A 21,261-nucleotide genomic window follows, 5' to 3' on the forward strand; every position below is an offset into this window, starting at 1 on the left:
GGGCGGTGGGGGCGCCCCGGCATTCCCTAGGTGGCGGCCTAGGGCGTCCAGGTCAGCTCTTGGTGGTGCCGCCGCGCTGGCCGCGGCGCAGGGGAAGGGACTGCTTGGCCAGCCGCCGCGACAGCGCGCCGCCCGAGGCGGTGCGTTCCGTGGTCCCCCGCGAGGCCGCCCTGACCTTCGCGAAGGGTTTCGGTGTCTCCACCCGCGACCGTTGCTCGGTATTGTCCTCGTGCTGCTCGCGCGACTGACGCGACTTGGAACTCACGGAACACCTCCCCGATTTATGGCTATATGTCCGTTTTGTCGGGAGGTGAAACACGCAATCGGCGTACGGCCAGCGCCGCCGCCCGCACGGCGCCCGCCGGGAACATCCTGGCCCCGCGCCATGCCATCCGCCCGGAGGCCGGAGCCACGATGAGCGCCTGGTTGCGCGCCACCCCGCGCAGGATGTCGCGCGACAGCGCGTCCACCGAATACAACCGCCCCTGCGCCCGCACCGCCGCGCTCCTGGCCTGCCGGCCCATCTCGGTCTCCGGCAGCCCCGGGTTGGCGTGGTCGAGCAGCGGCGTGTCGGTGAACCCCGGGCACACCACGCTCACCCGCACGCCCCGCGCCGCCGCCTCGGCCCGCAACGCCAGCGACAGCCCGACCACCGCGTGCTTCGTCGTGGTGTAGGGCAGCATGAACGGCGCCGGCACCAGCCCCGCCATCGACGCGGTGTTGACGAGGTGCCCGAACCCCTGCTCCAGCATGATCGGGTACGCCGCGTGCACCCCGTGGACGACGCCGCGCAGGTTCACGTCGACGGCCTTGTCCCAGTGGGCCAGGGACAGTTCCTCGGTGGCGCCGCCGATGGCGATGCCCGCGTTGTTGAAGACGAAGTCGAGCCGCCCGCGCGCCTGCCGTACCCGCTGGAAGAGGGCGGCCACGGCCTCGGCGTCGGTGACGTCGAGCGGGGCGAAGTCCAGGCCGAACTCCGCCGCCACCCGCTTGCCCGCCGCCTCGTCGAGGTCGGCGATCGTCACCGCCACGCCCCGCGCGGACAGGTCGCGGGCGAGCGCCCGCCCGATCCCGGACGCGCCGCCGGTGACGATCGCGCACTTCACCCGCCCGGCGGGCAAGGGGTTCACTCGCTCTTCCCGCTCGGCGCCCAGATGCCCATGACCTGCCAGATCCGCCGGGTGAGCGGGTTGACCAGGCCGACGTCCACGCACAGCTCGCGGGTCTTGCCGACCGAGTCGCGGATCTCCGCGGCGGCGGCCTGGCTGTTGGTGTAGACGTCCCTGACCACGTGCGGCGGGACGTTGAACCGCTTGATCATCGGGCCGGGCGGGGCCAGCATGATCCGGGCCATGACGCCCAAGATGATCGGCGAGATGATCCCCAGCAGCAGCCTGCGGTGGCGGGGCATGCGCGGCACCCGGTTGCGCAGGTAGTGCCGGGCGAAGGAGATGTGCCTGGCCTCCTCCGCGATGTGGATGCGCATGATGGTCTCTTCCAGCGGGTGGTGCTTCCTGCCGTCCTTGAGCATCTTGCGCTGCACGTGGTCGATGGGGTCCTCGCCGCCGAGCACGAAGATGAAGAACAGCTCGGTGGAGATCAGCGGGATCCACGGCGCGACCTGGGCGATGAGGCTGAGCGGCCCCGGCATGCCGCGTACCGGCATCTTCGTGCGGTTCACGAACTCCTGGAACATCATCCCGTGATGTCCCTCTTCGATGGTCTCGTGGTAGACGTAGCGGAACTCGGGCGCGCCGTTGGGCAGGCGGTAGGCGTAGTTGAGCAGACCCCGCTTGAGCAGGTTCTCGAACTGCAGCCCGATCTTCATCGCGGTGGCCACCCTGAACAGCCCGATCCGCGCCCTGACCTCGGGGGAGCGGGACTGATACCACGCGTGCGCGCCCAGCTTGTCGACCTCGGGCAGTTCCCAGCGCGGGTCGTCCTGGTCGATCAGGAACTCGGGGTCGTCCCAGGGGATGTCCTTGTACGGCTCCCAGTGCTTGTCGACCGAGGCCTTCGAGAGGCGGTGGATGACCGTCTCGTAGGCACTGCGGTCGGCGACCGTCTCGTCGGATTCCCTCGCGGCGGTAGAGCTCGGTGCGGCTGTCATCGCAGGCACTCCTCTCCTCGCCACGTAATTGTACGGAGCATCCAATAGCGAGGGAAGAGTGACCCGGCTCACACGTCGTCGACCGTCAGGCCCACCTCCATCGCGGCGGCCGTACGGACGAGCTGGGTGACCTTGCGGCGGGAGATGAGCTTGTCGTGCACGTGCAGCTGTACGGCGAGGCCGTCGATCATCCCGAAGATCCGCCAGCTCGACGCCTCGGGATCGGGGCAGGTGAACTCGCCGGACTCGACCCCGGCCGCGATGATCTCCTTGAGCACGGTCCTGCCGTGCACGTCCATGCGGCGGGTGGTGGCCTCCAGTTCGGGGTTGCGCATCGACTCCGACCAGGCGTCGATCCAGATGCGCCAGCCCGCGGCCGAGGTGCCCGGCGAGCTCAGCCTGATCAGCGCGCGCAGGCGCTCCGTCGGCGAGTTCGGCGAGCGTTCGATCTTGCCGATCGCGTTCAGATGTTGCCTGGCCGCGTAGGCGAAAGCCTCGGCGATCAGCTGTTCCTTCGTCTCGAAGTGGTAGAACAGCAACGCCTGGCTCACGCCCGCCGCGCGGGCGATGTCGAGGGTCCGGGTATGCCCGAACCCACGGGCCGCAATCACCTCGCAGGCCGTCTTGAGGAGATCCTCACGTCGTAATCGGCTGAAACCCCGTGTCACAGCCGAGAACTCTATTACCCTCGGTAACCATCAGCGAGTGGGATCCGCAGGACAAACCGGGCACCGTGGGTCGAATCCTCGATCGTGAGCGTGCCGTCGTGGCTCGTCGCGATCTCCCGGGCGATGGGCAGGCCCAGTCCCGTGCCGCCCGCGTCACGGTTGCGGGAGGCGTCCAACCGGGTGAAACGCCGGAAAACCACCTCGCGCTGATCGGGCGCGATGCCGTCCCCGTCGTCCATCACCTCCAGTACGGCCCGCCCGTCCTCGACCCGAACCGTGATCGTTATCGACTCGTCGGCATGCCGCTCGGCGTTGTCGACCAGATTCGTCAGCAGGCGGGCCAGCCGTACCCGGTCGCCCATGACCGTCGCGCCCGGCTCCAGCTCGGTCGCCACCTGCTTCGACCTGGGCCGCCCCGACTCGGCCGCCACCAGCTCGCCCAGGTCCACCCGCTCCGTACGGCCCGGCGCGCCCGCCTCCAGCCTGGCCAGCGTGAGCAGGTCGCCGACGATGGCCTGCAGCCGGTCCAGGCTGGCCAGCACCTCCCTGGCCGTCTGCGGCCAGTCGGTCTCCTCCGGGTAGAGCAGCGCCTGCTCGACCTGGGCGCGCATGGCGGTGATCGGGCTGCGCAGGTCGTGGGAGGCGTCGGAGGCGAACCTGCGCTGCTGCTCCACCGCCACCTCCAGCCGGTCGAGGGTGTCGTTGACGGTCCTGGCCAGGTCGTCCAGCTCGTCGCGGCGCGGCGAACGCGGCACCCGGCGGCCCAGGTCGGTCGCGGTGATCTCGGCCAGCTCGGTCTTGATGTCCTTGACCGGCCGCAACGCGTTGCCGACCGCCGCCCACGCCACCACCGAGCTCGGCACCGTGAGCACGAGCGCTCCGGCCAGCAGGCCGAGCGCGTAGAGCGGGCTGATGTACCACGGGATGTCGGGGCCGAAGGCATAGGACATCCAGTAGTTGCCGCCCACGCTGACACGGAAGCCCACGGTGGTCAGGCAGGGGTTGCCGGGCAGCAACCTGGTGCAGGTGGTGGTCGCCACCCGGCCGTCGTCCTCGGTGGGCTTCAGGTTGGTCAGCGGCGGCAGGCCGAGGAGTCGCTTGCTGGCCTGCCGTACCCTCGACTCGTTGTCGACGACCTGCAGGGCGTCGATCTCCTCGGTGGGCGTGACGGACTTGAGCTCGTCGACGGGCGCGAAGCGCTCGACGTTGAAGGCGACGCGGCGGGCCGCCTTGGCCACCCGCTCGGTGACGTAGTCGCTGATCACCACGTGCACCAGCGGCGTGACGAGGATGGCCACGACGAGGTTGAGCACGAGCGCGTTGCCCGCCGCGATCGCGGTCATCCGGCTTCTCACCGACCATCGGGTGAACACCTGGGTCACGGCTCCCTGAGCGGCAGTGAGAGGACGAACCGGGCGCCGCGCACGGAGTCCGCGATGGTGAGCGTGCCGTGGTGGCTCCCGGCGATCTCCCGGGCGATCGGCAGGCCCAGACCGGTGCCGCCGGCGTCGCGGTTGCGGGAGGCGTCCAGCCGGGTGAAGCGCCGGAAGACGATGTCGCGCTGGTCGTGCGCGATGCCCGCGCCGTCGTCGAGGATCTCCAGTACGGCCCGGCCTCCCTGCTCGCGCACCGTGATCGTGATGGTGTGGTCGGCGTGCCGTTCCGCGTTGTCGATGAGGTTGGTCAGCAGGCGGGCCAGCCGCAGCCGGTCGCCGGTGACGACCACGCCCGGGTCCAGCGAGGTGACGACCTTCTTGACCCTCGGCCTGATGGTCTCGGACACGACGAGGTCGGCCAGGTCCACCGGTTCCTTGGCCCCGGAGGCGCCGGCGTCGAGCTTGGCCAGCGTGAGCAGGTCGGTGACGATGGCCTGCAGCCGGTCCAGGCTGCCCACGACGGCTTCGGCGGTGCGCGGCCAGTCGGCGCTCTCGGGGTAGAGCAGCGCCTCCTCGACTTGGGCGCGCATCGCGGTGATCGGGCTGCGCAGGTCGTGGGAGGCGTCGGAGGCGAACCTGCGCTGCTGCTCGACGGCGGTCTGCAGCCGGTCCAGCGTCTCGTTGGCGGTGAGGGCGAGCGCGCGGATCTCGTCGTGCGTGATCGGCACCGGCACCCGCTGGCCGAGGTCGGTGGCGGTGATGTCGGACAGCTTGGAGCGGATGGCGTCCACCGGGGCCAGCGTGTTGGCCACGACCTTCCACGTGCCGAACGCCACCAGCGAGGTCAGCGCGATCGAGATGCCGATGAGGAAGGCGAGCACGCTCAGGTGCACGTACCAGGGCACGACGGGGCCGACCGTGTAGACGTACCAGTCGCCGTCCGGCTCGTACACCCGGAAGGTCGACACGACCATGCACTGATCGGGGTAGGCGGACAGGTCGCACTCCACGCTGGTGTTGGCGGAGTTGTCGGGGGTGGGGGTCGTGCCGGAGATGCGCGGCTTGCCCTTGAGGTTGGGCGAGGAGGCGACCACCTGGCCGTGGCTGTTGAGCACCTGCAGGGCGCCGCCCGGCTCGGTCGCCATCGTGGACGGCAGCGTGCCCCGCTTGATCAGGTGGACCACCCGGAGCGCGGCGCCGACGACCTCGTTGGCCCGGTACTCCTCGGCGGTCTGCCTGATGGCGACCAGCACGAACGTGTTGACCACGAGGCACAGCAAAGCGATGGTGAAGCTCGCGAAGAGCGTCAACCTTCCCCGTACCGATCCCCGAAAGCGCGCTATCACGTCCTCCCCCGTGATCAGGTGATCACACTAGGTGCCCTCATCTCTAATCAACGGAGATTCATCGATAAATCCGGACAAAACGACGCTAGAGCAATGCTCTATGAATGCGAGTTCGGGCTAGTTAGAGTAAGTGAGCACTGATGCCAAGGAGACGATGTGAACCTTGATGAGTATCGGCGCGAGGCCCGTGCCTGGCTGGCGGAGAACGCCCGGGAGGACGACCCCAAGGCCTTCATGGCCCGGCTCCACGACGCCGGATACTCCGGCATCACCTGGCCGGAACAGTGGGGCGGCCAGGGCCTGACCCAGGCGGAGGAACGTGCCTTCGCCGCCGAGGCCCGCCACCACAACCTGCCCACCTACGTCTTCTCGATCGGCCTGGGCATGTGCGGCCCCACGATCCTCGACCGGGGCAGCGACGAGCAGCGCGCCCGCTTCCTGCGCCCGCTGCTGCGCGGCGAGCACGTCTGGTGCCAGCTGTTCTCCGAGCCCGGCGCCGGCAGCGACGTGGCCAGCCTCCAGACCAAGGCCGAGCGCGACGGCGACGGCTGGGTCGTCAACGGCCAGAAGGTCTGGACCTCGGTCGCCCAGCACGCCGACTGGGGCCTGCTGCTGGCCAGGACCGACGTGGACGTGCCCAAGCACAAGGGCCTGACCATGTTCGCCGTCGACATGCACCACCCCGGCGTCACCGTCAAGCCGCTCAAGGACATGACCGGCCACGCCAGGTTCAACGAGATCTTCTTCGACGACGTGAACATCCCGGACGCCGACCGCATCGGCGAGGTCAACGACGGCTGGGGCGTCGCCGTCACCACCCTGCTGCACGAGCGCCTGTCGATCTCCGCCGGCGTCGGCATGAGCGGCCAGCGCGACAACCCCGTCTCCTTCGAGGCCCTGCGCGACCGGCTCGACACCGCCGACCCCTACGTCCGCGACCAGCTCGTCGAGCTGCACATCCGCTCCCGCGCGCTGTCGCTGTTCAACCAGCGCCTGTCGCAGGAGACCAGGGCCGGCGTCTTCCCCGGCGCCCGCGGCAGCGCCGCCAAGCTGCTGCTGGCCGAGCTGACCATGTTCCAGGCCGACCTCGCCACCTCCCTCGCCGGACCCGACGCGGTCACCGACGACGGCCTGTCCCAGGCGATCGCGCTGGCGCCCGCGCTCGCCCTCGGCGGCGGCACCAACGAGATCATGCGCAACATCGTCGGGGACCGGGTGCTCGGGCTGCCGCCGGAGCCGCGCGTGGACAAGACCGTGCCGTTCAAGGACCTGAAGGTGGGGACCCAGTCGTGAAGCTCGTGCTCAGCCAGGAGCAGCAGGACCTGCGCGCCGCCGTACGGTCCTTCCTCGCCGCCGCCTCGCCGCTCGCCCAGGTGCGCCGCGACATGGAGTCGCCCGACGGCTACTCGCGCGAGGTCTACGCGCGCCTTTCCGGCGAGCTCGGGCTCACCGGCCTGATCGTCCCCGAGGAGTACGGCGGAGCCGGCGCCGGCCACGCCGAGCTCGCGGTCGTCCTGGAGGAGACCGGGGCCGCCCTGCTGCCCGGCCCCTTCCTGGCCACCACGTTCGCCGCCATCGCGCTGAGCCGGGCGGGCGAGAAGGAACTGCTGCCCGGCATCGCCGACGGCAGCCTCGTCGCCACCTATGCGGCCGATCCCGGCCACGTGCCCAACGGCATGGAGGCCGGCCTCATCCTGCTGGACAGCGGGGACGAACTGCGGGCCGTACCGGCTGAGGAGGCCGCCAGGGAGCCGCTGGAGCCGCTCGACCTCACGCGGCGCCAGGCGCGGGTCACCGCGCCGCCCGGCAGGCTCGTCACCGACGACCCCGCGACGCTGGCCGCCATCCGCGACCTGCAGGCCGTCGCCCTCGCGGCCGAGCAACTCGGCGTGATCAGGGCCGCGCTGGAGGCCATCGTCGCCTACGCCAAGGTCCGGGTCGCGTTCGGCCGCTACATCGGCTCCTACCAGGGCGTGAAGCATAAGCTGGCCGACATGCACGGCAAGCTCGAACAGGCCGAGTCGATCGTCCGCTACGCCGCCTGGGCCGGTGACGAGTCGCCCGCCGACCTGCCGGAGGCCGCCGCGCTCGCCCAGGCCTACGTGGGCCGGGCCTGTTTCGAGGTGGCCCGCGACCACCTGCTGCTGCACGGCGGCATCGGCTTCACGTGGGAGCACGACGCCCACCTGTACTACAAGCGCGCCAAGGCCGACGAGGTGCTGCTCGGCCCGCCCCGCCGCCACCGCACCCGTCTCGCCGAGCTGCTGGAGCTGTGATGGACCTCAGCCAGACCCCGGGCTTCTACGCCATCGCGGCGGCCGACCCGGGCCGCACCGCCGTGATCGACGTGGACGGCGCCGCCACCAGCTACGGCGACCTGCTCACCCGCGTCAACCAGGTCTCCCACGGCCTGCGCGCCCGCGGCCTGGGCGCCGGGGACGTGGTCGCCGGCATCCTGCGCAACGGTATCGACGCGGTCGTCATGCTCATGGCCACCGGCCAGATCGGGCTCTACTACGTGCCGATCAACTGGCACCTGACCGAGCCCGAGGTCGACTACATCATCCAGGACTGCGACGCCAAGGTCGTGGTGACCGGCCCCGCCGACGTGGCGAGCCTGGCCGACGGCCGCCCCGGCACCGCCCCGGAGGACCGCTCCTCGGGCGCCGTCATGTGGTACACCTCCGGCACCACCGGCTTCCCCAAAGGCGTCCAGCGCCCGCTGCCCGGCGCGGAGCCGGAGGCGATCGTCCCGCTGTACGTCTGGTTCCTGGGCGAGGTGTGCGACCTGCGGCCGGGCGACGGCGTGCACCTGGTGACCTCGCCCATGTACCACTCATCGCCGTGCGCCCACACCCAGTTCGCCCTCCACCTCGGCCACACCGTCGTCATCGCCCCGCGCTTCGAGCCGGAGCCGATCCTGGCCCTCGTCGAGCAATACCGGGTCACCAACGCGATGATGGTGCCGACCATGTTCCACCGGATGCTCCAGCTCCCGGCCGAGGTCAGGAAGCGCTACGACCTCAGCTCGCTGGGCCAGGTCATCCACACCGCCGCCGCCTGCCCGGTCGCCGTCAAGCAGGGCATACTCGACTGGTGGGGCCCGGTCCTCTACGAGTACTACGGCTCGACCGAGTCCACGATCGCCTTCTCCGTCAAGCCGCACGACTGGCTGGCCCGCCCCGGCACGGTCGGCCGCCCCGCCCCCACGTTCGAGGCCAGGATCCTCGACGAGGAGGGCGAGGAGCTCCCGCCCGGCGAGCCCGGCATGATCTACGTCAAGTCGAGCCTCGGCTCGTTCGAGTACCGCAAGGACCCGGCCAAGACCGCCGCCAGCATGCGCGGCGAGTGGTACGCCCCCGGCGACATCGGCTACTTCGACGAGGACGGCTTCCTGTTCCTGTGCGACCGGCGTACCGACCTGATCGTCTCCGGCGGCGTCAACATCTACCCCGCCGAGATCGAGGCCGCGATCCTGGAGCACCCGGCCGTGGCCGACGTCGCGGTCATCGGCGTGCCGGACGAGGAGTGGGGCCACAACGTCGTCGCCCTCGTCCAGCCGCACGCCCCCATCACCGCCGACGCCCTCCTGCACCACCTGGAGCCGCGCCTGGCCCGCTTCAAGCACCCGAAGGTGATCGAGTTCCGCGAGCAGCTGCCCCGCACCCCTACCGGCAAGCTGTCCCGCAGCAAGGTCAGGGAGGAATACCTGTCCGCCCGCTGATCAGCTCGCCGCCGCCGGGCTGAAGGTCCGCTCGGCGTGCCTGACCGCCGTCACGGCGCCGAAGGCGAGCAGCCGCACCAGGCTCTCGTCGGTGTGCGGCCACGCCGCCACGTCCCCCTCGGTGATCCGGTACGGCGCCAGCGCCGCCAGCAGGGCCAGCCGTGTGGGCGCCGCCTCGGCGGCGGGCAGCCCGGACAGGGCGTCGGCCAGCCAGGAGCCGCCCATGGGCGGGTGGCCGCCGTCCCAGCGGGCCACGGCCTCGGCCACGCGCTCCGGGTGCGTCAGCAGGGCGCCGCCCTGCCCGGCGACCTCGGTCAGCGCGGCGTAGGCCGTACCGACGGGAGAGCCGTGCGCCCAGGCGGGCGCGGCGGCGCGCGGTGCGTCCCGTGGCTGGGGTGCGTCGGCGTGTGGTGTGTGCAGGAATCGGAGGCTTTCGCCCGGCGGGAGCAGGCGCCGGGCGGGCCTGGCCAGCGTGCGGCCGGCCGCCCGGCGCACCAGCCGGGTCTTCTGCAGGCCGCCCGGCAGCACGTCGGGCGTGTGCAGGGCGGTGACCATGCGGTTGATGAAGTGGAAGGCCAGCGCCGTGCCCAGCAGCTCCGGCGCGTCCGGGCCGTCGCGGGTCTCGCCCGTCGCCCAGGCGTACAACGCCGCCTGGCGGGGGTCGGCCGGCCTGCCGCCCGCCAGCAGGGTCTCGGCCAGCGCGTGGTCGCCGGTCGCGTGCAGGAACAGCGTGTGCGCGCCCACGCAGTACGGGCACCGGTTGGCCGTCGACACGCCCAGCGCGACGACCTCCCGCTCCGTCCTGGACAGCGGCCCGGCCATCAGCGACTCCCTGAGCAGCGACCAGGTGGCGGCCAGCAGGGCGGGCACGGACGACAGGGCCATCAGGGCGGGCATGCGGGCCAGCCCCACGTCCGCGGCCTGCTGCCGGTAGACCTCGGCGGCCAGGCCCGTCGCGGCCTTCGGCTCGACCGGGCTTATGTGCAGGAATCCCATGGTCACTCCGTCTCGATCAGATGGCTCGGGCGCAGCACGCCCTGCGGGTCCCAGGCCTTCTTCAGCTCGCGCAGGCGGGCGTAGCCGGCCGGGGTGAAGGCGTCGGCGGTCCTGGAGGTGTCGGTCAGGAAGTTGAGGAACGCGCCGCCGGTCGCGTGCGGGACCTCGATCGGCTCACCCGCCATCACCGAGAACGGCATGTCGCGATGGCCGGCCGGGCCGCCCGGCGCCGCCATCGCGCCACCCCACCTGCGGATCTCGATGCCGCCCACCGGCGAGTCCAGGAGCGCGGCGATCAGGTCGTCGGGCAGGTCCCGCACGTACTCGAAGCCGTTGCCCAGCGGCATCGGCCCGTGGGCGGGGGCCAGCACCCGCACGGCCTGTTCGAAGGGCAGTTCGGCGTACGAGCCGCTCAGCGGTTCGCCGGCCACCGACAGCAGCGGGGCCAGCACCGACTCCGGCTCGCCCACCGCCACGACGCGCACGCCCAGCATCCGGGCGCCGTCGGGCATCCTGATGACGAAGACGGCGGCGTTGACCGTGTCCGGCTGCTCCCAGTCGCGGAACGCGGCCAGCGTCTCGCCGGCCCGCTCGAAGGCGTGCATGGTCATGCCGGCCACCATCCGCGCCACCGGGAACAGGCGGAACTCCAGCCGGGTGACGACGCCGAAGTTGCCGCTGCCGCCGCGCAGCGCCCAAAACAGGTCGGGGTGGTGTTCCTCGCCGGCCTCCAGGATCCGGCCGTCGGCGGTGACGACCTCGGCGCTGACCACGTTGTCGGCGGCCAGGCCGTACAGGCGGGACAGCCAGCCCGCGCCGCCGCCCAGCGTGTAGCCGGTGACGCCGACCGACGGCGCGCCCGCCAGCGGGGCCAGGCCGTGGGCGGCCGCCGCCGACACCACGTCCTCCCAGAGCGCGCCCGGCTCCACGACCGCCACCCGGCGCACCGGGTCGACCTCCACGCCGGCCATCCGGGTGGTCTTCAGCAGCAAGCCGCCGTCGCTCGGCACCAGCGTGCCGTGGCCGGTCGCCTGCACGGTCAGCGGAAGGCCGCGGTCGCGGGCGGCCAGCAGCGCGGCCCGCACGTCCTCGGCGCCGAGCGCCTCGGCGACGATCGCGGGCCGCTGGTCGACCGCCTGGTTCCAGGTCCAGCGGCCGCCGTCGTAGCCGGGATCGCCGGGCAGGTGGATCGGGCCGGAGAAGGTGTCGATTCGCATGTCATCGACGATCGCCGCCGGATCGCCGCAGGTCGTCGTACCAGCGAACGCACTTGCCTACTCTCCGGGGAGTAGCACTCCCGGACGACGCGTTCTGGCGATATATGGCGTAGTTTGCCGCCATGAGCAGGCCCGATCTCCTGGTGGCGCCCATCGTGGCGGCCGTAATGGTGGCCAACGCCGCCCTGACCGGCAAAGCCGGCCCGGTCGGCTACGCGCTGCTGCTGGCCGCCGCGGCCGCCATGCACTTCCACCGGCGCGCGCCCATACCGGTGCTGGCCGCCACCACCGGGCTCGCGCTTGTCTACTTCCTGACCGTCGAACCCGAGATCTCCGCCAGCGTGCCCGCCCTCATCGCGCTGACCAGCGTGGTCAGGGTGCACGGCCGGCCGTACGCGCTCGCCTCGGCGCTGACGCTGATCCTCGGCATGATGGCGTCGAACCTCCTGGCCGGGCAGCCTCCGGTGACCGCGATCAAGGGCGGATTCCTGGTCATGGGCTGGTACGTGGCGGCGATGGCGATGGGCGTGGCGCTCCTGCAGGCCGACGAGCGGGCCGCCGAGGCCGAGCGCACCCGGGAGGAGGCCCTGCTGCGCCGGGCCGAGCAGGAGCGGCTCTACATCGCCAGGGAGCTGCACGACACCCTCACCCATGCGATCTCGGTCATCAAGGTGCAGGCGGGCGTGGCCGTACACCTGGCGAAGAAGCGCGGCGAGGAGGTGCCGGCGTCGCTGCTGACGATCCAGGAGGCCAGCGGCGACGCGATGCGTGAGCTGCGCGCGACGCTGGAGGCGCTGCGCGACGAGACGGTCGCGCTGGCGCGGCTGCCCGGACTGGTCGAGCGGACCAGAGCGGGCGGCCAGGACGTGCGGCTGACCGTCGGCGGCTCGCCCCGCCCGCTGCCCGAGGAGGTCGAGCAGGCCGCCTACCGGATCGTGCAGGAGGCGCTGACCAACGTCACCAAGCACGCGGGCGGCGCGGCCGCCGCCGACGTGGTCGTCAGCTACGGCAGCGCCGGGGTGGTCCTGCAGGTGGACGACGACGGGCACGGCCAGTCGGCGGGCGCGCCCGGGGTCGGGCTGACCGGCATGCGCGAGCGGGTCGCCGCGCTAGGCGGCACGCTGGCGGCCGGGCCGCGGCCCGAGGGCGGGTTCAGCGTGCGCGCGGAGCTGCCCGCATGATCCGCGTCCTGCTCGCCGACGACCAGAAGCTCATCAGGGCGGGCTTCCGCGCCCTGCTGGACGCCGAGGAGAACATCGACGTCGTCGGCGAGGCGGCCAACGGGCGGGAGGCGATCGAACTGGCGGCAGAACTCCTGCCCGACGTGGTTCTGCTCGACATCCAGATGCCGGTCATGGACGGCATCGAGGCCACAGCGGCCATCGCCGCCGACCCGAAGCTGACCGGCGTCCACGTGGTGATCCTCACCAACTTCGGCCTCGACGAGTACGTCTTCTCCGCGCTGCGCGCCGGCGCGGCCGGGTTCCTGCTGAAGGACACCGACCCCGGCGACCTCGTGCACGCCGTCGGCGTGGTCATGCGCGGCGACGCGCTGCTGTCGCCCGGCATCACCCGCAGGCTGATCAGCGAGTTCGTGACCCGGCCGCCGCTGACGCTGCCGCCGGGGGAGGCCAACCTGCTGACCGCGCGCGAGCGCGAGGCCGTCGCGCTGGTGGCGCGCGGGCTGACCAACGCCGAGATCGCCGAGAGCATGGTGGTCAGCCCGTTCACCGCCAAGACGCACGTGAGCAGGGCCATGACGAAGCTGGGCGCGCGCGACCGCGCCCAGCTCGTGGTGTTCGCCTACGAGTCCGGCCTGGTCAGGCCGAAGGGCTGAAGACCAGCTCGGGGGAGTGGCCGCGGCCCTCGCCCAGGTAGAAGCGGACCGCCATCGTGCGCTCCGCGGTGTCGAAGTACGAGCTGTACAGCGTCCGCATCGACGGGTCCCCGGTCTGCGCCACCTCCAGCAGGCTGGCGCGCAGGTCCGCCGGGCCCATGACCGCGTCCTGGCTGCGCTCGTGCAGGGTGCGCAGGCGGGCGTAGGAGGCGAACGACTCGGGGGTGTCCTCCGGCAGCGCCTTGGGGTCGGGGTGGCGGTGCAGCAGATGGTTGGTCACGCACAGCGCGCCGTCCCCGGCCTCGGTCACGTGGCCCGGCCCCTCCCACACGAACGCCTGCCCGTGCGCGTCGGCGATCAGGTAGTGCAGCGGCATCCCGAAGTCGTACATCGTGACCTCCCGCAGCGCCGCCTTCGCCTGCTCGGCCGTCTCGCAGGTGTCCAGGAGGAAGCGGGGCAACTGCACCGAGTTCACGCCGGCCCGCGGGGAGAAGTCCTCCGGCGGCTCGGCGCTCTCGAAGTCGGCGATCAGCAGCACCACGGCCAGACCGGCCTCGTTGACGCCGTCCATGCAGCCGTCGAACTCCGTCATCGTCAGCACCGTGGTCGCCAGGCCGTCATCGGGCCGGGTGGTGATCACGTGCGGGCGCGAGGCCATCGGCAGCTCGTCCGGCACCGGCGGGGTGCCCATGAGCTCGCTCGTGGTCATGGTGAAGAAGTCATAGTTGCGGCCGACCCTGCCGTGCCCGTCCGTGGCCGCAGAGGGCGGCACCCACAGCGCCGAACACGCCTGCGGCAGCGCGGTCAGCCCGTCGAGTGTCACCTCGTCCTGATCGGGGTCGAGGCCGAGCGCGGCGGCGGCGCCGTTGATGCGGGCCAGATGCTGCGGCCAGTGGCGGGCGAACCACTTCCGGCGCGCCCGGTTGACCTCGGGGTCGGCGGGGGCGGGCTGCCACCCGATCCGGCGCGCCTCCTGCGCGAGCTGCCCGCCGATCTCCTCCTGCGAACCGGCGACGGTGATGTGGCGGACGAGCTGGAAGTCGTCCCTGCTGCCTGCGACCTGCGTGATATCCATGCCCCAGACGATGCCGCCGCCCTCTGACCACGGGCTTACCGGTCGCTGACCGCCCTGCCGTAGCGCTCGGCCAGCGCCTTCACCGCGACGGCGAGCTCCGGCGGGTCCAGCACCTCGAAGTCCACGTCGAGGAAGCCGATCCAGACGGCGATCCCGGCGAGGTTGTCGCCGCCCACCCGCATCAGGCAGCGCTCCGCGCCGTCCGGCTCGATCTCCAGGCCCAGCCCCAGCGCACGCATCCGCTCCGCCGGCGCGTGCAGCAGCACCGTTCCGGTGTGCTCCCACATCGCGGTGCTGATCCCCTTCTCCACGTACGCCGCCACGTCGCCGGGCAACTCCCTCGGCACGAACCTCGGCCCCGTGGCGGGCACCTTGAGCGTGACCCGATCCACCCGGAACGTGCGCCAGTCGCCCCGCTCGACGTCCCACGCCATCAGATACCAGCGCCCCTTGCGATGCACCAGCCGGTACGGCTCCGCGTCCCGCCTGCTGGCCACCCCGCCATGCCCCACATAGTCGAAGCGCAGCCGCTCATGGTCACGGGCCGCGTTGGCGATCGTGGTCAGCACCTCGGGCGGCACCGACGGCGCCTCGCCGGGAATGTGCACCGTGTGGGTGTTGAGCGCGCTCACCCGGCGCCGCAACCGCGAGGGCAGCACCTGCTCCAGCTTGGCCAGCGCGCGCACCGAGGTCTCCTCGATCCCGGCCACGCCGCCGCCGGCCGCCCGCCCCAGCCCGACCGCGACCGCCACGGCCTCCTCGTCGTCCAGCAGCAACGGCGGCAACGCCGCCCCCGCACCCAGCCGGTAACCCCCGGCGACGCCCGGGGTCGCATGCACCGGATAGCCGAGCGTGCGCAGGCGCTCGACGTCGTTCCTGACCGTCCGGGTGGAGACCTGGAGCCGGTCGGCCAGCTCGGGCCCGGACCACTCCTTGTGGGCCTGGAGCAGGGACAGGAGCTTGAGCAGACGGGCCGAGGTTTCCAGCATGTGGCCAGTCTGCCCGTTAACGAGGAAAGCCTGCTTCCGCATTGGCCTCGGTCTTCCCCGGAAGCCGGCCAACGGGGCGCCGTAACGGCGGGGACCACGTCCGGCGTGAGAAGCGATCCCCCCGATCGGCGCCGGCCCGGGTCGGCGGTGGGGTGGGGGTGGCGGGAGCCGTAACGGAAAAGCAGCGTCAGAACAGCTTGCCGGCTTGTTGGATGAGGGTGAGGACGGTGAGGGAGCCGAAGAAGGCGACGGACCAGAAGAGGGCGGCCAGGCGGTACGAGCGGACCTTGATCGCCTCGGGCAGCGCCCGCCGGTTGAGGATGATCAGCAGGATCGAGTACACGAACATCATCACCGCCGCGAAGCTCGCCGAGAACACCAGCAGGATCAGCGGCTGGTCGAAGCCCAGCAGCAGGATCGCGATCCCCACCACGGTCATCGTCCACACCGTGAGGAAGTAGACGCGGTTGACCGAGATGTCGCGGTCGCGGAGGTAGACGGTCTTGATGACGTCCGAGGCCAGCCGCGAGGTGTAGTCCACGATGCCCATCGCCGACGCGAACAGCGACAGCGCGCCGATCACCCAGAACAGCACGCCGAACCACGGCCCCACCACGGTCTGCAGCGTCTCGCCCTCGACCTTGAGGAAGGTGATGCTGTTGGCCAGCCCCTCCTTACCGAACACCGTCGAGTACGCCAGCATCGACATCAGCGCGATCGTCAGGAACGAGACCACCGCGAACGTGGACCCCTGCTCGATGTTGGCGAAGCGCCACCACTGCCGCCAGCGGGCGAGGTTCTCCTTGGTCGGGGCGAACTGGAACCCCGTGGACGCCGCCGCCTCCTCGTGCCCGGTGACCGGGCTGACCAGGCGTGGCACGTACGCGCCCATGCCGAAGCCCTTGTCGCGGATCCAGTTGCTCTGGCACAGGTTCTGCCCGCCGCCCGCCCCGGCGTAGGCGATCGCGCCCATGAGCACCGCGAACTCCAGCGGCGGCACCGGGAAGCGCGCCCCGACGGTCAGGCCCTTGCCCAGCTCCACCCAGGCGTCAGAGTTGATCGCGAACAGGATCGCGACCACCGCGAGCGTCAGCACGAGGGCGATCTTGACGAAGATCACCCGCTCCAGGAGCGTGTAGATGACCGGGGCGAGCGTCAGCCCCAGCGCGATGACCAGCAGCATGCCGATCGCGATGTAGCGGACGCTGGGCTGGCCGCCGCCGGTCAGGTACGTGACCATCGTGGCCGAGGTCGTCACCCAGCCCGGCCACAGGTTCGAGCAGAGCGTCATGATCACGAAGACCAGGCCCCAGTGCTTCCACATGCGGCTGAACCCGGTCAGCGCGGTCTCGCCGGTGGCCAGCGTGTACCGCTCGATCTCCATGTTGAGGAACCACTGCGTGACGATGCCGATCAGCGCGCCCCAGATGAAGACCAGACCGACCTGGGAGGCGATGTAGGGCCAGAGGATGAACTCGCCGGAGGCCAGTCCCACGCCCGCGCCGACCAGGCCGGGCCCGATGATGCGCCAGGTGGTGCGCGGTGGTTCTGGCAGGTCCCTCACGGTTACCGGGGGTAGAACGCGGTGCGGGACGGTGGGGGTGAATTCCGTCATGCACCGACGTTAACCAGGCTGTTCGCCTTCTGACAGCTTAAGTACATATTCTCCACGATCGGTGAAAGCGACGACCCGCGCGCCCGCGCCCATCAGCCCGCCCAGAACCTCGCGCAGCGCCATCCGCCACGCCCGTCCCACCTCGGGGTTCTCCCGCCGCAGCGTCTCGATGTCGCGCGGCGTCGCCACCAGCACGACGGGCCCGTCGGCCCGCCCCACCACGGGCATCCCGTCCCGCTCCGCCACTCCCGCCGTGGCGTCCTCGATCGGGTACGGCGCCGCCTCCTCGTCCAGCCGCCACACCGCCAGCAGCCGGTCGGACCGGTCGCCCTCGTTGATGGCGTCGGCCATGACGCCGTAGAAGTCCTCCAGGTACTCCTCCGGACGCGCGCCCAGCTTCACCAGGTTGAAGCGGGCGTTACGCCGTACCAGCGGGTCGAACGTCCAGCTGATCTTCGTGATCCCCCTGGCCAGCGCCCAGTCGCGCTGGTGCCGCTTGAGCGGCAGCCCGATGCCCTGGCCCGGCAGCGCACCGGTCACGTGGGAGTGCAGGGCGCCGCCGGAGGCCAGGATCCCCACCGATCCGCCGACCAGCTCCCCGTCCCGGTAGGCCCCGGCCACATAGCTGCCCGTGTGCGAGAACACCTTCATCAGCTCCACCGTCACCGGCGGGTTGCCCGGTTCGGGATGCCAGATGTCGTCGAACAGGCGATACAGCTCGACGAACTCCCGCTGGTCGTGGAGTTCGCGGATCTCCAGGTCGCTCACGTGCCCCTCACTCACCCGCCAGGACAGCCGACACCAGCGCCCGCAGGAGCTCCGTGCGGCGCGGCATCTCGGCGACGATCACGTGTTCGTGGTCGGCGTGCGCGCCGCCGCCCACGCCGCCCAGCCCGTCGAGGGTGCGGCAGCCGACCCCGGCGGTGAAGTTGCCGTCGGAGGCGCCGCCCACGTGCGCGCTGGTCAGGGGTTCCGGGCTGAGCCGCTGGGCCAGCGCGAACAGCTCCGCCGACATGGCCTCCTCCAGCGGCGGCCGGTTCGGCCCGCCGCTGACCTCGATCCTGGTGCCGGGCGTGGTGGGGGACAGGGCGCGCATGAGCTCGTCCACGCGGGTCTGCGCGGCCAGCGACGACACCCGCACGTCCACGCCGACGCGGGCGTGCGCGGGCACGGTGTTGACGGTCGAACCGCCGGACAGCACGGTCGGGGTGACCGTGGTGGCCGCCGCCCTGGGCAGCTCGCCGCCGTCGACGATCTGGGCCAGTTCGTTGACGGCGAGGATCTGGTGGGCCAGTTCGACGCCCGCGTTGGCGCCGTTCCACGGTTCGAGCCCGGCGTGGGCGGCCTTGCCGTACACCTCGACCCGATAGTCGGAGGTGCCCTTGCGCGCGGTCTTCAGCGCGCCGCCGTCGGCGCTGGCCTCCAGCACGAACGCGGCGGCGAGCCCGCGCGCGGTCTCCTGGATCAGCCCGCTGGACGTGACCGAGCCGACCTCCTCGTCGCCGGTGATCAGCACGCTGACCCCGTCGAGGCTGGGCAGTCCCGCCAGCGCGTGGAAGGTCTGCACCAGCCCGGCCTTCATGTCGAACACGCCCGGCCCGCGCGCCACGCCGTCCACCAACGACCACGGGTGGGTGCGCAGCGTGCCCATCGGCCAGACGGTGTCGTGGTGGCCGAGCAGGAGCACCTTGGGTTCGCCGAACGTCCAGCGCAGGTGGGTGACGCCGTCCACCACGATGAACTCGGGCTCGGCGCCCAGGTGCCGCGCGCCCATCGCGCCCACGACCTTGGCGCTGCGCGCGACCGCCGCCAGATCGCTGGAGAACGACTCACACGTGACCAGCTCTTCGAGTTCCGCGATCATACGAGCAGCTCCCCCAGGAAACGGTGGACGTTCCCACCGATGATCTTCACGACGTCCTCCTCCGGCAGCCCGCGCTGGAGCAGCCCCTCGGTGACCATCGGCAGCCCCGCCGGGCCCTCCAGCCCGGGGATCGACTGCAGCGGGTCCACGCCGCGCAGGTTGACGTCCTCGCAGCAGGGCGGCGTGAGCTCCATCATCACCTCGTACACGAAGTCCGGGCCCAGCCCCACGTGGTCGATCCCGGCCACGGCGGCGATGTGCTCGATGTGGTCGAGCAGGTTGTCGAGCCGCGCCTTCGAGCCGTCCTCCAGCAGGAACGGGGCGAAGAAGTTCACGCACACCACGCCGCCGCCCGCCGCCACCGCGCGCAGCTGGTCGTCGGTGAGGTTGCGGTGGTGGTCGCGCAGCGCGCGGGCGCTCGAATGCGTCGCCAGGACCGGCCTGGTCGCCAGCTCCAGCACGTGCGCCACGCCCGATGCGCCCAGGTGCGAGATGTCGAACACCATCCCCAGCCGCTCCATCTCCCGCAGCGCCGCCACGCCGTGGGAGGTCAGGCCGCTGCCGGTGGCGTCCTCGCCGCTGCCGTCGGCCAGCGGGGTGCGTCCCCAGTGCGCGATCGAGGCGACCCGCACGCCCAGCCGGTGGAGGGTGGAGATCAGCTCCACGCTCGCGTCGAGGCCCGGCATGCTCTCCATCGCCAGGACGAGCGCGATCTTCCCGTCCGCGAGCGCCGCGTCGATCTCCGCTCCCGTACGGCACAGCGCCACGTCCCCGGAGTTGCCCTCGGCGATCACGTGAGCACACTCGATCATGCGCAACGACTGCCGGAGCGCGCCCTCCGGGCGATACTGGTCGTCGATGAACACCGGCAGCACCTGCAGGTTCACCCCGCCCGCCTGAAGCTGGGGCAGCCAGCGCTCGCGGAAGAACGAAGCCCAGATCTCCGCCGGTCGCGCCGAGACCGCCATCAGCAGGTCGTTGTGCGTGTCGGCCACGACCGCACGCTGGTGGAGGGGTGTTGTCATGTCACCGACGTTATCGCGCCGGGTGGCCGTGATCGCTCGTTGCCCAGGCCAAATCCACCCAGGGCGGATGGGGCCGTGCGACGAACACGCGGCGCTAACCGAACCGGTAGGCGGGCAGCGGCGGCAGCGCGGTCAGCTTCCGATACAGGGGAGTGGGGCCCGGCCAGTTGTTGGTGACGCGGCCCTCGGCCGTCTTGTACCAGCTCTGGCAGCCGTTCCCCCACACCATGCGTGCCATGGCCACGTCGAGCTGCCTGCTCCACGCCGCCATCGCCTCCGGCCTGACCTCCATCGGCCCCCGCTCCGAGAGGTACGGCAGGCAGTTCATGATGTGGTTCACCTGGCATTCGATCATGAAGATGATCGAGTTGTGGCCCAGGTTGGTGTTGGGGCCGTACAGCAGGAACAGGTTCGGGAAGTCCGGCACCGAGATGCCCAGGTACGCCTCCGCCCCCTGCTTCCACCGCTCCTCCAGCCGCTGCCCGCCGCGGCCCGTGAGCGCGATCGGGGTGAGGAACTCGGTGCTCCTGAACCCCGTCCCGTAGATGATCGTGTCCGCCTCGCGCAGTCCGCGCGTGGTCTCGATCCCCTTGGCGGTGATGCGGACGATCCGGTCGGTCACCACGTCCACGTTGGGCCGGGTGAGCGCGGGATAGAACGTGCTGTCGATGACCACCCGCTTGCAGCCCGGCGGGTAGTCGGGCGTGAGTTTCGCGCGCAGCCCGGGGTCGGCCACCTGCGCGCGCAGATGACCCAGGGCCCGCTTCTTGAGCATCCCCTCGCTCCATCCGCGGGCCAGCGCCGGGTAGAGGGTGCCCTCGGCGTAGCGGTAGATCCATTCGCGGTACGCGCGCTGTAACCCGGGCACGAACCGGAGCGCCAGCCGGGTCATTGGTCCGAAGGCGGCGTCGGGCTTGGGGATGACCCAGTTCGGGGTGCGCTGGTACACGTCCAGGTGCCCGGCTCTGCCCGCTACCGGCGGGATGAACTGCGCTGCCGATGACCCGGTGCCGATGACGGCCACCCGGCGGCCGCTCAGGTCGTGGTCGTGGTTCCAGCGAGCGGAGTGGAAGGAGACGCCCTCGAAGTCGGCCATGCCGGGGATGTCGGGCATCGCGGGCCGATTCAGCTGCCCGACCCCGGCCACCACGACATCAAACTCCTCAACCCGCACCCCGTGCGCCGACCGGTCATCCCGAGGTCCATCGTCCTGTGGTCCGTCGTCCTGTGGGCCGTCCACCCACGGGATGTCAGCCCTGGGCACGTCGGCCCCGGGTGTGTCGGCCTGTGGGCTGTCAGCCCGAGGTCCCTCAGCCCTGGGTATGTCGGCCCCGGGTGTGTCGGCCTGTGGGCTGTCAGCCCGAGGTCCCTCAGCCCTGGGTATGTCGGCCCCGGGTGTGTCGGCCTGTGGGCTGTCAG

The 21,261-nt window shown here is 71.3% G+C and carries 20 protein-coding genes; 5 read left to right on the forward strand and 15 right to left on the reverse strand.

Annotated features, from left to right (window positions below):
* Positions 1-52 precede the first annotated feature (52 nt).
* The 6 genes from HNR40_RS50030 to HNR40_RS50055 form a co-directional block, all read right to left on the reverse strand.
* Positions 53-265 carry a hypothetical protein gene (locus HNR40_RS50030; protein ID WP_184974880.1) on the reverse strand — a complete coding sequence of 71 codons (213 nt, stop codon included), beginning with the start codon at positions 263-265 and terminating at the stop codon, positions 53-55.
* Positions 266-287: 22 nt separating this feature from the next.
* The gene (locus tag HNR40_RS50035; RefSeq protein WP_184974976.1) at positions 288-1,106 is read right to left on the reverse strand and encodes an SDR family NAD(P)-dependent oxidoreductase; all 819 of its coding nucleotides are present in this window, start codon (positions 1,104-1,106) and stop codon (positions 288-290) included.
* 20 nt (positions 1,107-1,126) lie between these two features.
* A complete protein-coding gene (locus HNR40_RS50040) occupies positions 1,127-2,110 on the reverse strand; it encodes an AurF N-oxygenase family protein (protein WP_184974883.1) in 984 nt (327 codons plus the stop codon).
* A 68-nt stretch (positions 2,111-2,178) separates the two neighbouring features.
* Positions 2,179-2,778 (reverse strand): TetR/AcrR family transcriptional regulator, encoded by a 600-nt coding sequence (locus HNR40_RS50045; RefSeq protein WP_184974886.1) that lies wholly within the window; start codon positions 2,776-2,778, stop codon positions 2,179-2,181.
* Positions 2,779-2,792: 14 nt separating this feature from the next.
* Positions 2,793-4,160: a sensor histidine kinase gene (locus HNR40_RS50050; protein ID WP_312896844.1), complete on the reverse strand. Its 1,368-nt coding sequence runs from the start codon at positions 4,158-4,160 to the stop codon at positions 2,793-2,795.
* Positions 4,157-5,464, reverse strand: a complete 1,308-nt coding sequence (locus tag HNR40_RS50055; RefSeq protein WP_184974889.1) for a sensor histidine kinase — start codon at positions 5,462-5,464, stop codon at positions 4,157-4,159. Before HNR40_RS50055 ends, HNR40_RS50050 begins: the two co-directional genes overlap by 4 nt.
* Positions 5,465-5,656: 192 nt before the next feature.
* Between HNR40_RS50055 and HNR40_RS50060 the strand changes: the two genes are divergently transcribed.
* The 3 genes from HNR40_RS50060 to HNR40_RS50070 are packed head-to-tail and all read left to right on the forward strand — an operon-like array spanning position 5,657 to position 9,224.
* Positions 5,657-6,793, forward strand: a complete 1,137-nt coding sequence (locus HNR40_RS50060) for an acyl-CoA dehydrogenase family protein (RefSeq protein WP_184974892.1) — start codon at positions 5,657-5,659, stop codon at positions 6,791-6,793.
* Positions 6,790-7,776 (forward strand): acyl-CoA dehydrogenase family protein, encoded by a 987-nt coding sequence (locus tag HNR40_RS57725; protein WP_184974895.1) that lies wholly within the window; start codon positions 6,790-6,792, stop codon positions 7,774-7,776. Before HNR40_RS50060 ends, HNR40_RS57725 begins: the two co-directional genes overlap by 4 nt.
* Positions 7,776-9,224 (forward strand): AMP-binding protein, encoded by a 1,449-nt coding sequence (locus HNR40_RS50070; RefSeq protein WP_184974898.1) that lies wholly within the window; start codon positions 7,776-7,778, stop codon positions 9,222-9,224. The genes HNR40_RS57725 and HNR40_RS50070 overlap by 1 nt, the downstream gene beginning before the upstream one ends.
* Here HNR40_RS50070 and HNR40_RS50075 read toward each other — a convergent pair whose 3' ends face one another.
* Both HNR40_RS50075 and HNR40_RS50080 read right to left on the reverse strand, forming a co-directional pair.
* Positions 9,225-10,220, reverse strand: coding sequence for a carboxymuconolactone decarboxylase family protein (locus tag HNR40_RS50075; protein ID WP_184974901.1), 996 nt, complete (start codon positions 10,218-10,220; stop codon positions 9,225-9,227).
* Positions 10,221-10,222: 2 nt separating this feature from the next.
* Entirely contained in the window at positions 10,223-11,437 is a 1,215-nt protein-coding gene (locus HNR40_RS50080; RefSeq protein ID WP_184974904.1) for an FAD-binding oxidoreductase, read from the reverse strand.
* A gap of 122 nt (positions 11,438-11,559) precedes the next feature.
* Between HNR40_RS50080 and HNR40_RS50085 the strand changes: the two genes are divergently transcribed.
* Together HNR40_RS50085 and HNR40_RS50090 are read left to right on the forward strand one after the other, a co-directional pair.
* A complete protein-coding gene (locus HNR40_RS50085) occupies positions 11,560-12,618 on the forward strand; it encodes a sensor histidine kinase (RefSeq protein WP_184974907.1) in 1,059 nt (352 codons plus the stop codon).
* Positions 12,615-13,274 (forward strand): response regulator transcription factor, encoded by a 660-nt coding sequence (locus HNR40_RS50090; RefSeq protein WP_184974910.1) that lies wholly within the window; start codon positions 12,615-12,617, stop codon positions 13,272-13,274. Before HNR40_RS50085 ends, HNR40_RS50090 begins: the two co-directional genes overlap by 4 nt.
* Here the strand turns inward: HNR40_RS50090 and HNR40_RS50095 are convergent.
* From HNR40_RS50095 to HNR40_RS50125, 7 genes are all read right to left on the reverse strand, one after another.
* Positions 13,258-14,349 carry a C45 family autoproteolytic acyltransferase/hydrolase gene (locus HNR40_RS50095; protein WP_221341796.1) on the reverse strand — a complete coding sequence of 364 codons (1,092 nt, stop codon included), beginning with the start codon at positions 14,347-14,349 and terminating at the stop codon, positions 13,258-13,260. The two genes, HNR40_RS50090 and HNR40_RS50095, sit on opposite strands and share 17 nt — an antisense overlap.
* Before the next feature lie 35 nt (positions 14,350-14,384).
* Positions 14,385-15,338, reverse strand: a complete 954-nt coding sequence (locus tag HNR40_RS50100; protein ID WP_184974913.1) for a helix-turn-helix transcriptional regulator — start codon at positions 15,336-15,338, stop codon at positions 14,385-14,387.
* Between the two features lie 187 nt (positions 15,339-15,525).
* Entirely contained in the window at positions 15,526-16,953 is a 1,428-nt protein-coding gene (locus HNR40_RS50105) for an Nramp family divalent metal transporter (RefSeq protein ID WP_184974916.1), read from the reverse strand.
* A gap of 9 nt (positions 16,954-16,962) precedes the next feature.
* Entirely contained in the window at positions 16,963-17,721 is a 759-nt protein-coding gene (locus HNR40_RS50110) for a GNAT family N-acetyltransferase (RefSeq protein WP_184974919.1), read from the reverse strand.
* Between the two features lie 7 nt (positions 17,722-17,728).
* Complete coding sequence (locus HNR40_RS50115) at positions 17,729-18,817, reverse strand: M20/M25/M40 family metallo-hydrolase (RefSeq protein WP_184974922.1); 1,089 nt, start codon at positions 18,815-18,817, stop codon at positions 17,729-17,731.
* Positions 18,814-19,842, reverse strand: a complete 1,029-nt coding sequence (locus HNR40_RS50120) for a dipeptidase (RefSeq protein WP_184974925.1) — start codon at positions 19,840-19,842, stop codon at positions 18,814-18,816. Before HNR40_RS50120 ends, HNR40_RS50115 begins: the two co-directional genes overlap by 4 nt.
* Positions 19,843-19,936: 94 nt before the next feature.
* Entirely contained in the window at positions 19,937-21,106 is a 1,170-nt protein-coding gene (locus tag HNR40_RS50125) for a flavin-containing monooxygenase (protein ID WP_312896845.1), read from the reverse strand.
* Positions 21,107-21,261 lie beyond the last annotated feature (155 nt).

The organism is Nonomuraea endophytica, from assembly GCF_014203235.1.
GTDB classification, from domain to species: Bacteria; Actinomycetota; Actinomycetes; order Streptosporangiales; family Streptosporangiaceae; genus Nonomuraea; species Nonomuraea endophytica.